This is a genomic window from Nostoc sp. ChiQUE01b, assembly GCF_034531255.1.
Taxonomy (GTDB): domain Bacteria; phylum Cyanobacteriota; class Cyanobacteriia; order Cyanobacteriales; family Nostocaceae; genus Nostoc.
Genome location: NZ_JAVRBM010000105.1, coordinates 16,323 through 27,213, shown reverse-complemented (window position 1 = coordinate 27,213; position 10,891 = coordinate 16,323). Strand labels below are relative to the sequence as shown.

Sequence of the window (10,891 nt, the reverse complement as noted above, 5' to 3'; positions counted from 1 at the left end):
TCAATAAACGACCGCCCGAATTCAATAAACGACCGCCCGAATTCAATAAACGACCACCCGAATTCAATAAACGACTGGATTTAAGAAGAAATTCGACTTGTGTGTACACGGTAGCCCCGCAAGCGGGGAGGGGATTAAGGGGAGCCAGTGCGGTCTTCTCCCAAAGGGAGAGGCTAGCGCCAAGGGGTCTCCCCAAGTAAAGCACCTGGCGTGTGGGGTGCAATGACTGTGGAAATCATAACTAATTATGCGGACATGATATTACTTCTTATTCCAAAGCTTTAAAAATGCTTGAGAGATGGCTGGGGTAAGCTGACTTTGTAAGTGATTTAGTGCATCACGATGGTTTGCATTATTGTCATCATAATAAGTAAACAGATTCGTCAGCTTGACAATCTCTGGATTTTGATCGTTTGTTCCCCTCCATTTGTTAGTAACTTTGTGTAAAACGTCCTTGGGTAAATTTTGTTGTAAGTTATTTAATGCTGCGATGTAAGAAGGATTTTGAGGATTCTTTTGGAATTGGAAACACAAATCTCTCAGCTTGACTTGTGACTGGGGCTGCGGCTGGGGCTTATCTGTGAGACTAGATTGCTGTAGAATTTGACGCTGTTCAAAAGTAGCAATCCCATTTTCAGTTAAACCCTGAGATTTCTGAAATTTTTTGACTGCTGTATAAGTAGCTGGCCCATAAAAAGGCAAGTCTTTTGGAATTTCAGCATTGGTTGCAAAACCGTGAAACTTCAATCTATTCTGAAGCCCTTTGACTGTATCTTCCATTACAGTTCGAGTATCTGCATCAGCGTTACCATTAACCGTAAGTTTTTGTGAGTACTGTTTCTGAAACTTTTTAATCGCTTCTTCAGTAGGATCGTCTGTCAAAGAGTTGTTATTCCGCTTCCAGGGAGCAAATTTAGTGAGATCCGGCTTAGGATCGATCTCAGGAGCTAAATATCCCAATCCAATCAATATGTGACGGATGACTTCAGGGCTGCTAACGGCCATGCTTTTTGGTTCCTTTGCGATTAAACTACCATTTAATGTATCTTGTTTTACAAAAATTAGGTAAGTAGAAATAAATAAATCTAGCATTTTTTATTTGCAAGGCGTTCCGAAAGTTAAGCGATGTGTGACGACAAGCTGCAACTCTTTGAGGTGTTCGGCGTATGCGACCACAGAGAGTGAAAAAGAAAGAGATGCGATCGCTTATTCTCAACTATTAATGATACTACGTGTTCAGGGCGCACATCTGCGCGCCCCTACTGCACTACCGACTACGAACTTATCAAAATTAATGTGGTGGAGTACTAGCTAACTGACTCTCTGGCGTTGACAACATATAAAAACTCATTTTCATTTTTAGGTAAGAAAACGAGTAGTTTTTCCCTCGCTGGCTGCTGCAATTGAGAAGGAAGTAAAGTATAAATATCTTGGAAATCAACTGTAATTTTCTTAGTAGTGCCATTAACCAAGAAACAAACTTTTTGTATTTTGCACGTGTAACTCTGCGCTAACAACCGAAGTTAAGGAACTTAAGAAATAAATTTAAAAAATTTTGATTAATAATTTCTCAAAGCTTTGTCCAGCAAGGATTATATCTATCAACAACTTCAGCAAAACTTCTGATTTATCTCTGTCAGTTCTGCAAAAGAATGCATCGTCAGTCACAATAGATAGTTAGTGAAATTAAATCTGCGTTATTCAGAACCCTTGTATAAACGTAGTACTGCTACATCTCTAGATTCATATTTCTAATATTCATAATATTTAACAACCTGATTTCAAGAAAAGCACATCTCATCTTTGTAGCACCCTCTTAAGTGAAGTAGATATTTTGGCGGCATATTACAGGCGCTAACTACTGACTATTACTTTATGAGTGTATGTACAAAACTTAAGGGACAGTAATGAATCCACTACAACGTAGGCGCAAACGGGGTGTTATTCTTACACCTCAAGGATTTCAGAAACTTTAAACGGCGAAATGTCAGGCACAAAGTTGGGAAAACTTAAATAAACGTTACACGTTGGAAGATTTAAGCGATCGCACTGGCTTAGATCTTCATCAAAGTTGCTTAGTGCTTACAAGTCAGGAAATACCGAGAGAAATTAGACGACTGCTAGGAGAAAACTTACCCGTTAGGGCATTGCAACTAAAAGGCTTACAAATCACAGAAGTAGAAGAAATCTTTAAAACTAAAGGTGCTTTTTGGGGTTCAACTGGTGATTTGCATCAACTCGTTGAGAGCTATGCCGGTAATCCATTGGCATTAAATATAGCTTTTAACAAAATTGATAAATTATTTGATGGTAATATTTCGGAGTTTTTAAACCAAAAAACATTAGTTTTTGGGGAGATTAACCAGCTTTTAAAAGAGCATTTTAAATGCGTGTCAGATACAGAAAATATGATTATTGAGTGGTTAGCAGGTAACTCTCAGCCAGCTTCACTTTCAGAACTGCGATCGCAAATATCACCTGCTATATCAACACCACAATTACTAGATGCTTTAGAATCTTTGCAAGAGCGCTCTCTAGTAGAAAAGAATGCTTATCTTTTCTCTGTCTCCCCAATGATTAGAGAATATATAAATCAGCAATTAATCCAAAACAAAATTAACTTCAATATCAAACAGCGCCAGCGTCCATCACAAAAATATCGCTCAATTACTACCAGAGAAAAAAGCAAACTCTCGTTTAATATTCCAGCGCTTCCCGTCGTGAAGCAGCAAGGTTAATTTGTCAGGAGTAAACTCAAAATGCAATTGACGATTTTCAAATTCTGGCCAAGCAGCTTTAAAGTTCTGCTTTGTTAAATCCCGAAATGCAACCGTTAAATGGGGTGCAAAAGGGCGGGTTTTAGAAACCTTGTCAACAATTGCCAACTTGCTTTCTGTATGAGCCATTAAATCAGCTTGCAAAGTTAAAAGCTCTTGACTTATGACAACATTAATGTATATGACACGAGGCGCAAAGGCATCAAACCCTTTAAGTGTAATTGCTACTGGCTGTTGTCCACTGGCAAACTGCTTCAAGGATGCTTCTAATATTGGCAAGTTAACATCTGCCCATTCAAAGGGTGGTTGCAGAGTAATATGAGGCGGAGACTTTAGCGCCCCGCTACTAGCATAGCAATCAGCAAAGTACTGCTTAATCTCGTTGGCGTAGTCTTGAATATCTTGCGGTGGTAGGAGGGCAACAAAAAAACGGCTCATATCTCTATCTATATTAATTAGTAAATCACTATAGTTCGTGTGGATTGCTACTCAAATGCTACTCAAAAATAGTCATAACTAAAGCAGGATGTCTGTTGTAACTGGAGTAAAGAAGCTAATGCCGTGGTTTGTAAAGATTGAAGAAGGCAAAGTCGATAAACCTACCTTTGACCAATATGTACCTGCCCACAAAGCCTACATTCAGGATTTGATTGCTAAAGGACACAAAGCGCGAACAGGCTATTGGGCAGAGCAAAAAGGCGGGATGTTGCTGTTTGAGGCTGCCTCAAAGGAGGAAGCAGAAGTAATTGTGGCTGATGACCCCTTGGTGAAACACGGCTGCGTCAACTATCAACTTTATGAATGGCGAATTGTAATGGAATAACACACACTTACTGAATTTTAATGTTATGCTTATATAAGACCTGGATCTATGCGATCGCAACACCCAAATCTTGTCAGAACCGGAAGGTAGCAGCAACACGGGAGGCTTGTGGTAGGCTTAGTCTCCGGGTCGCCCTATTTTTAGGAGCGGTTAGCAACAATGCCTGGTTTTGGAGATATTGTTCAAAAAGCTTTTTACCTCGGTGTTGGATTAGCTTCTTACGCGGGTGAGAAAGCAGGGGGGAAATTAGCCGAAGTGCGATCGCAAGTCCAAAAACTGGCAGATGAAATGGTGGCAAAGGGCGAAATGAACACAGAAGAAGCCCGGCGGTTCGTTGAGGACATGATGAAGCAAGCCCAACAAGCCCAACCATCTGGTGAAAACTCACCAGAAACGCCCCCTTCTCAACCTCGGCGCATTGAAATTTTAGAGGAAGATGAAGAGCCAACGGTGAAAGAGGCGTCAAATGATGAGAATGTAGATAAATTACGCCAAGAAGTGCTAAACCTGCAAGACGAGTTAAAACGATTGCAACGCGATCAATAAAAAGTATTGTTTGAGCGAAATATCAGTAATAAGTGGCATTTTGACATGACACTTCGGACAAAAACTTGATAAGATACATTGCCAAGTGTGTATTTTAGTGCTTCAAGCCAGATAATACAAAGCGTCCTGTTTATAGCCTGCAAAGGTGTCAAGTTTATGGAACAGTGGCAAAAAGATTTAGTAGAAATCGTCGAAACAGTGGCTGATGAAGTAGAGCGCTTCTTCCTGGGAATGAGTGAAGTGGTAGATGCATTTTTTGAGCTAACGGAAGAAGTCAGCGAGCAAGTACACAATAATATTGTTACTGAAGTCGATCGCTATCTACAGGATTTAGCTGAACCAATGTTGGAGGCTTACTGGGAACTGGAAGACATTGTAGCAGATGTCGATCCAGGTTTTCCTTATTCAGTTGAACCTACATCTGAAAAAAATCCTGCCTGTATCGGTTGTAGTCATTACCACGGTCAAGTTTATGGTGGTAATTTATTAGTTTGTGCTATGCATCCCCACGGTTGTGAAGATGAAAATTGTCCAGATTGGGAGAAGGAAGAGTATTGAGGGGGAGTTGGGAGTTGGGAGTTAGGAGTTAGGAGTTAACAAGCTACAAAATTACTAAAAGGACGTAAAGATAAGTAAAATAACTAATGACAAATGACAAATGACAAATGACAAGTGACAAATAAGAAATGACAAGTGACAAATTATCTGAAAGTGCATCCCAGGCAAACCAAGAAATGAAGTATGGCGAACGCGACATTGCGGAAGGTAAACTAATTACCTTTCCGAATCCGCGTGTGGGTAGGCGATATGACATTAACATTACTTTGCCAGAATTTACTTGTAAATGTCCGTTTTCCGGTTATCCTGACTTTGCAACAATTTATGTTAGCTATGTACCTGATGAACGGGTAGTGGAATTGAAGGCGCTTAAACTTTATATTAATAGTTACCGCGATCGCTACATTTCCCACGAAGAATCTGCCAATCAAATTTTGGATGATTTTGTGGCTGCTTGCGATCCCTTGGAAGTCACTGTGAAAGCAGATTTCACACCTCGCGGGAATGTACATACCGTAGTTGAAGTGCGTCACCAAAAGTACCCATAGGGACTTCCAAATAAAAAAGTATCCCATCCCTGCGGGACGCTACGCGTAGCTTGCTTCCCCAAAGGGGTACGCTTTTAGGGCAGGGGGAGAGAAAGTCGTTTTGATGGGTGTGAAATTGGATAATTTATTTCTTGGAAGTCCCATAATGAAAACTTGGGTTTCATAGGAATTCTTTCCCCTACTCTTAGGATAATGAATCATTGACTACAGGACATAGCAGAGGGAATAGAAGAACTTTGTCCAGATTGAGCTACAAGAATAACATCACCTTTACCATCAACAATCCATCCTTGAGCCTCCACAATCTGATTAGTAGATTTGCTAACAGATACAGTAGATAATTTATCTGTGACTCTTTGTGTTGCTTGTGGGGGCAAATCTACCCAACCAGTAATTACTGCTCGTCCCCGCAGAGGCTCGTTGGGGCTAAGGGGTAATCCACCGCGTCCTGTGGCAATAAAACGATTGGCGGTTTGTCGTCCTCTGGGAGTGCAGCCTTGAGCGATTTGTTGGGATGCATCCACAAGTTTAGAGGGTAGTTGAATTAAGCCGCGACTAGGGTCAGTATCCGGACTGTTGATAGTTACCTCCCCATTCACTCCCAATTGTGAGCTCGCTGTAATGTCGCTGTTTTCGGTTGAGCTTTTTTGCGAAACAATACCGAAAATACCGTTTGTTGTAATGTCAACTCTACCACCAGATCCAGTGAAGGCATTAGCGGTGATGTCGCTATTTTCGTTGGGAACTGCAACGATAAATCTAGAGTTAATATTGATATTACCGCCATCGCCACCTAATTCGTCTGTACCTGCGTTGGTGGAGATTTGACTGTTGCGACGGAGTAAAAGTAAGTCGCTATTGATGTTGATGTTACCACCGTTACCGGATGCAGATTCGGCGTTGAGTTTGCCTTGGTTGTCTAAAGTAATTTTAGGTGAGTTGATTTCGATGTCGCCTGTGGTTCCTGAACCAGTAGAACTGACAAATATGCCACTGTTAGCGCCGATATTTTCTACCTTATCAGTAAAGTTATTAATTAGATCATCATAACTAAAGTCACTACCACTAATTATTACTTTATCAGTAGCATTGACAGTTATTTTACCTGCCTCTCCTTGCCCAGAAGTACTAGCTGTCAGTGCAGCACCATCGGTGATAGTTAGGGAGTTGGTGATAACTGTTATATCGCCACCCTTTCCAGTTGAGCCTTCACCAACAGCAGTTGTCAACAGGCTTCGACCTACAATGTCGTTGCGCTTAGGGCTTTCAAGCGAAGTTCCACTCAGTTCTATAGAAGAAGCGCGAACATTTAAGTTACCCGCATTTCCGGCACTAATTGTAGAAACCGATGCTTGTGCTCCACCCTGAATTAATAACCGTCCAGTGTTAATAGTCAACTTTCCAGCATTTCCTGTATTTGCACTCCCAGAAATTACACCACTCGGAAATGGACGATCTTCTACGAAGTTTAAGACTGAAGCTCCAGCAAGTCCAATCAAATTTTTTATTTGAGAGGCGGACAACCCTTGTTTTGAGGTGCCAACAAGTTCTACTGAATCAGTGGCGTTAATGATCAATTCGCCTCCATTCCCAGAGCTAGAAGTACCCGTCGTGATTATTCCTCCATTGCTGACCATCAGCTTCTTAGTATTAATAACCAATTTGTTAGCATTTTTAGATCCCTGTGTTCCAGAAGCCAAAACGCTAGGAATATTATCTGATGAGGTGCCACTAAGTTCTACTGAATCGGTGGCGTTAATGATCAATTCGCCTCCTGTCACAGTCAATTTTCCTTCTGGTTTTTTGTTACCAGTACCAGTTATCACCCATGCACCATCACGGACAATTAACCGTCTAGTATCAATGGTCAAGTTGCCCCCAGATCCCCGACCATCAGTATCATTACGCAATCCACTAGGAAGCTTACTTGTAATACTAAACAGATAGAATGGAGAATCATTAGCTGAAGTACCAGTGAGTTCTATCAAGTCTGCCTTCACGGTTAAATTTCCTCCTTTTCCTGTGCTTGTTGTAGCTGCCGATACCACTGCCCCATTAGAGACAATTAACCGCCCAGTTTCAATGGTCAGGTTTCCGGCATTTCCACTTGCAGTAGGTAGAAAGGAACTTAGAGAACGAAGATTCCTGGGTAGAAGAGTCTTGGCATCAAGAGAAGCGGAAAGCAAGCCAATAGGAACAGTAAACTTGGGAGAAAAACCGTATAAATTAATCGGAAAAATGTCAATTGTACCGTTTGATGAGGAACTGCCAGTTAGTTCTATTGAGTCAGAGGCGTTCATAACCAGATCCCCAGCACTACCACTAGAAGTAGTAGCAGTCGCTACTATTCCATCTTGAATAATCAATTTTCCTGCATCCACGCGTATGGAACCACCATCTCCTAAACCAAAAACGGCATTGTAGATAGAGCTATCTTTGACTGTCACTGTTTCTTTGGCGCTGAGGGTGATATCTCCAGCTTTGGCGTTAGCGGCTGTAGCTAATGGCTTGATGCCAGCACGTAAGCTACTTTTCTCCGAAATATCTATATTCTGGGCATTGACGGCAATACTGCCACCACCATTAGATGTAACATCCACTTCAGCACCCTTGGTAAGCGATAATGAAGCTCGCAATAAGTCAGGCGGAAAATTTAAGCTCAGATTATGATCATTTACATTTAGCCCAACTATTCCTTCTTGCGCTAAACCTCCTAACTCTACTCGCCCACCAGAAGCCTTCAGGGAGCCACCATTCAGGTTTATATCGCCACCAACTAGCAGCAAACTAAGATTATTTTTGACACTTAGGTTAGCTGAGTTATTTTGAATTGGCGCAGTAGGAATTTGATTGAATAGAAAAGCGGAAGGATTGATTGTCAACAGTGGAGAAGTAGTTGGATTCGTGGCGCTGAAAATCACTTTATCACCAAAAGCGATCGCATTTGCTGTAGTCGCAACAAAAGAACCTTTAACATCCAGCCTCGCACGCTGGCCAAAAATAATCCCTTTTGGATTTATCAAAAACAAATTAGCGGGAGCATTAGCACGAATTAACCCATCAATATTAGAAGCTGACCCACCCGTAACTCGACTGATGATATTTTGAATATCTAAAGCATTATTAAAATAAGCAGTGCCACGAGGAGGTACAGAAAATTCAGAGAAGCTGTGGAACAAATTACTTCCTGCTTTTGTTCCTCCAATAATATTGAAGATGTTTCCATCCCTTGTGACGCTGGAGTTAGTAGGCAAGGTGGCATCCGGGGTAATTTGAGCAAAAACACGCTCTTGTAAGGAAGCAATCAACACACTTGCTATAATCAAGCAACTTCCTAACCCGACAAACTTACTACACCAGCACCACCACTCCTGAGTTTTATTTGATACAATAATAGACTTTTCACAGTATTTGGAAAAGTCTGTTTGATTAATGGGCGATCGCCAGTATATACTTGCAGGATAGTTTTTCAATCCTCCTTCTCCCTGAATGAACTTTAGGGCAATCTGCTTGTTACAAATTGGTGCATAGGACGCACTTTGCAACTTTATTTTATGTCCCCAAATCCTAATAATCCTAATGTTTCTATGAAGCATTCTCCTTATCCCAAACTATTGATCGTGAAAATGTTTGATTATTCAGTACGTATTATGCTGAACTTTTAATTAAAGTCGATCACTTGCGTTGAAAATCAAGCCTTACAGGGAGTTATAGCTTCAATTTCAAAAATCTTGCCTCAAACTCTTAAATTAACGGCTGTTGTTATTGCTGAGCAAGAGTTTCAGGTTTATTTCCAGACGTATTTAGCATAAAAAGTAATGAGGAGCGAAATGTTTTTAATGCCGACATGATTTGCTTGGGTATTGGAAGGAGCGAAGAGCATTGTAATACTCAAAAACTCTTACAGTTTGACAATCTAGTTGCAAAGTAAGTCGTAGATTGCATTATAAAAAAACAGTAAACGGTCCAACAGCATTCAATGGAACGTTGAATCTTGTAAGGTCAATCAAATCACCCGAAACCGGCATCAAAAAAGTAACCCCCTCCACAATACCAACTAAGTCTCCCGATGATGTAGAGATGTTGAAACTTCCGTTTACTACTTGAGAAGTGTAGTTCTGTGGTGCTCCTTCTAGCACAATCATGTCACTGGCTCGCTCAAAGTCCTGGATTAAAGCATAATCTGTATTACCACCACCAACGTAAAATTGTTGAGGTGTGGAGCTTAATGAAGACAAACTGGAATGGCCAAGGAGGAATACATCTCTCCCTTGGGTGCCAATTAGGGTATCAATCTGACCGACTCCAGCAACTGTTGCTCCATTTGATAAAACGTCGAAACCAATTCCAGCAATGAGTTTGTTTCCTTCACCAAAGCCAATTATGGTGTCATTCCCGTTGGTTCCTAAAAAAAAGCCAAAGCGATTCTCCTCAAATTGTCCAACCTGTTCATAGTGTTGTAGTCCTGAGGTAAAAGAGCCAGCATTAACAGCCGCCGCTACATCAGGGTATGCTAGCAAGTAAGCTTGTTCATTGAACATAGCAATAGCCTCCAGATAGTAATGGGAATATCAATCAAAAAAGTACTATTTGGTCAGGGTCTGGCAGTTACTTCCATTAAGTTAGAAGCTTAGAAATATTGGAAAAACCGCTATCTGAAGTTAATTGAGCAAGCGCACAATTCCTAGCCAAAGCACTCTAAGGAGCAAAATCCAAATCACCGGACATTGCACCCTCCAGCAAATAACAGCACTAAACTTCAGTCAACTAGAAATAAAGTTATTAGCTGTTTACTATTTCATAATAAAACTGTAATGATTATTAGCTTGCTAAAAAATTTCTTATTCTTTACAAAGTTTATAACTAAACGCAATCGGGAGCAACGCGATTTTGTGAGGTCAGATCAAAAACAAGCGATGCCAACGGTGGTCACTGAGCTTTGTCGTACCACTTCGTGGAAGCAAGCTACGCGCAGCGTCTCGTAGAGAAGTGCGGGCTACGCTTACACTAAAACTAAAAACTATATTTAAGTATAAAGTAATTTTAATTGCAAAGAAGATACTGATTTATATGAGAATTTAACTTGATGAGATATCTCATCAAGATTGCTAATAAATCATTTGACGATTATTTTAAAAGGATATCTGCAACCAATATTTAATAATTGTATTAAATATAACAAAAATTTAAAGAAAGCTAGAATTAAGAGTATAAAATTTATCAAGCAGTTAGAGGCTCGATGAACGAATTAAAGATAGAATCACAAAAATTATTCCAGTTTCCAGCTATCCATTGGCAGGAAAAATGTAACATAATTTCAGCGTATTCGCTCAAGAAATTGGGGTAGCAGAGAAAAATAAAAAGATTCACGAGGTACACGCAGCGTCATAAAATATGACACATGACACAAAAGCAATCGTTTGACTCCTCAGTATTTGAGTTGCTGCAAACCATTAGACATCTCCGGCAATGAGATATTGACCCTAACAGCACAAGGCTTTGATATTCTTTTTCGGAGATGTCTATTAGCAGGTAAGAGTAGGTGATTCTTCTCTTAGCTTCTGCTAATTAGGGAGCTGTATTAAATCAGACTCCCTTTTTTCCTTTGAGTTCAACCATTTAGTCTATGTTGCATCCAA

The 10,891-nt window shown here is 40.5% G+C and carries 9 protein-coding genes and 1 other RNA gene; 6 read left to right on the top strand and 4 right to left on the bottom strand.

Annotation, left to right across the window (positions count from 1 at the left end; all coding sequences use genetic code 11):
- Positions 1 to 261 precede the first annotated feature (261 nt).
- Positions 262 to 1,092: a peptidoglycan-binding domain-containing protein gene (locus RMY63_RS36840; RefSeq protein WP_322733434.1), complete on the bottom strand. Its 831-nt coding sequence runs from the start codon at positions 1,090 to 1,092 to the stop codon at positions 262 to 264.
- 935 nt (positions 1,093 to 2,027) lie between these two features.
- On the opposite strand from RMY63_RS36840, the gene RMY63_RS36835 reads away from it, so the two are divergent.
- Positions 2,028 to 2,738, top strand: coding sequence for a hypothetical protein (locus RMY63_RS36835; protein WP_322733433.1), 711 nt, complete (start codon positions 2,028 to 2,030; stop codon positions 2,736 to 2,738).
- On the opposite strand, the gene RMY63_RS36830 is transcribed toward RMY63_RS36835, so the two are convergent.
- A complete protein-coding gene (locus RMY63_RS36830; RefSeq protein WP_322733432.1) occupies positions 2,664 to 3,215 on the bottom strand; it encodes a 2'-5' RNA ligase family protein in 552 nt (183 codons plus the stop codon). The two genes, RMY63_RS36835 and RMY63_RS36830, sit on opposite strands and share 75 nt — an antisense overlap.
- 118 nt (positions 3,216 to 3,333) lie before the next feature.
- Here RMY63_RS36830 and RMY63_RS36825 point away from each other — a divergent pair, with 118 nt between their 5' ends.
- The 5 genes from RMY63_RS36825 (at position 3,334) to queF (ending at position 5,252) form a co-directional block, all read left to right on the top strand.
- Positions 3,334 to 3,600 carry a YciI family protein gene (locus RMY63_RS36825; RefSeq protein WP_322733435.1) on the top strand — a complete coding sequence of 89 codons (267 nt, stop codon included), beginning with the start codon at positions 3,334 to 3,336 and terminating at the stop codon, positions 3,598 to 3,600.
- Between the two features lie 37 nt (positions 3,601 to 3,637).
- Positions 3,638 to 3,734, top strand: an RNA gene (gene ffs, locus RMY63_RS36820) — signal recognition particle sRNA small type.
- 25 nt (positions 3,735 to 3,759) lie between these two features.
- Entirely contained in the window at positions 3,760 to 4,146 is a 387-nt protein-coding gene (locus RMY63_RS36815; RefSeq protein ID WP_322733431.1) for a phasin family protein, read from the top strand.
- Between the two features lie 156 nt (positions 4,147 to 4,302).
- A complete protein-coding gene (locus tag RMY63_RS36810) occupies positions 4,303 to 4,704 on the top strand; it encodes a hypothetical protein (protein WP_322733430.1) in 402 nt (133 codons plus the stop codon).
- A gap of 128 nt (positions 4,705 to 4,832) precedes the next feature.
- Entirely contained in the window at positions 4,833 to 5,252 is a 420-nt protein-coding gene (gene queF, locus RMY63_RS36805; RefSeq protein ID WP_322733429.1) for a preQ(1) synthase, read from the top strand.
- A 197-nt stretch (positions 5,253 to 5,449) separates the two neighbouring features.
- Here queF and RMY63_RS36800 read toward each other — a convergent pair whose 3' ends face one another.
- Together RMY63_RS36800 and RMY63_RS36795 are read right to left on the bottom strand one after the other, a co-directional pair.
- Positions 5,450 to 8,725, bottom strand: a complete 3,276-nt coding sequence (locus RMY63_RS36800; RefSeq protein ID WP_322733428.1) for a filamentous hemagglutinin N-terminal domain-containing protein — start codon at positions 8,723 to 8,725, stop codon at positions 5,450 to 5,452.
- Between the two features lie 471 nt (positions 8,726 to 9,196).
- Positions 9,197 to 9,793 carry a hypothetical protein gene (locus RMY63_RS36795; protein ID WP_322733427.1) on the bottom strand — a complete coding sequence of 199 codons (597 nt, stop codon included), beginning with the start codon at positions 9,791 to 9,793 and terminating at the stop codon, positions 9,197 to 9,199.
- Positions 9,794 to 10,891: the final 1,098 nt, after the last annotated feature.

Bases quoted from the DNA above. Each gene is read 5' to 3' on its own strand.
- RMY63_RS36840 (WP_322733434.1), bottom strand. From the start codon at position 1,092: ATGCTAGATTTATTTATTTCTACTTACCTAATTTTTGTAAAACAAGAT.
- RMY63_RS36830 (WP_322733432.1), bottom strand. From the start codon at position 3,215: ATGAGCCGTTTTTTTGTTGCCCTCCTACCACCGCAAGATATTCAAGAC.
- RMY63_RS36825 (WP_322733435.1), top strand. From the start codon at position 3,334: ATGCCGTGGTTTGTAAAGATTGAAGAAGGCAAAGTCGATAAACCTACC.
- RMY63_RS36815 (WP_322733431.1), top strand. From the start codon at position 3,760: ATGCCTGGTTTTGGAGATATTGTTCAAAAAGCTTTTTACCTCGGTGTT.
- RMY63_RS36810 (WP_322733430.1), top strand. From the start codon at position 4,303: ATGGAACAGTGGCAAAAAGATTTAGTAGAAATCGTCGAAACAGTGGCT.
- queF (WP_322733429.1), top strand. From the start codon at position 4,833: ATGACAAGTGACAAATTATCTGAAAGTGCATCCCAGGCAAACCAAGAA.
- RMY63_RS36795 (WP_322733427.1), bottom strand. From the start codon at position 9,793: ATGTTCAATGAACAAGCTTACTTGCTAGCATACCCTGATGTAGCGGCG.